Raw genomic sequence first — 566 nt, 5'->3', positions numbered from 1 at the left:
TGTCGACACCGGAGCTATAAGTCCGTAAATCATCAAAACAGATTGTCCCCCCGACCCGCATGACCTTTCCTTGCTGGTGACCAAACCTGTAAGGATCGCGCCATGCTGAGCCGAGAGGACTTTCTCATGATAAAGCAACTTCGCCAGCGAGGCGCTCACCTCGTGGACATCGCCCATCAGATCGGCTGCTCCGAACGCACCGTGCGGCGCTACCTGGCCCGCGAGGCAGCACCGACCGGGCGGCCCGCGCAGCCCCGGCCCAGCAAGCTGGATCCCTACAAGCCGATCATCGATCAGCTGCTGGCCGATAACGTCTGGAACGCCGAGGTGATCTTCCAACTGATCCGCGAACAGGGCTATCCCGGCGGTGCCAGCATCGTGCGGATGTACATCCAGCCCAAGCGGGCCCTGCGGCCCAGCAAACGGACCGTGCGTTTCGAGACCCAGCCCGGTTTCCAACTCCAGCACGACTGGGGTGAGGTCGAGACGGTGGTCGCCGGCCAGCACTGCAAGGTCAACGTGGCGGTCAACACCCTGGGCTACTCGCGGCGCTTCCATGCCTGGGC

General features: G+C 63.3%; 1 pseudogene. It reads left to right on the top strand.

The features are described 5' to 3' along the window. Positions 1-102: 102 nt before the first annotated feature. A pseudogene (locus ACFOEV_RS19215) lies at positions 103-566 on the top strand (IS21-like element IS21 family transposase); the annotation flags it as partial.

This window comes from Litchfieldella rifensis, assembly GCF_042646605.1.
Classification (GTDB): Bacteria; Pseudomonadota; Gammaproteobacteria; order Pseudomonadales; family Halomonadaceae; genus Litchfieldella; species Litchfieldella rifensis.
The sequence above is the reverse complement of the archived record's forward strand: the minus strand, read 5'-3'. Positions and strand labels throughout refer to the sequence as shown.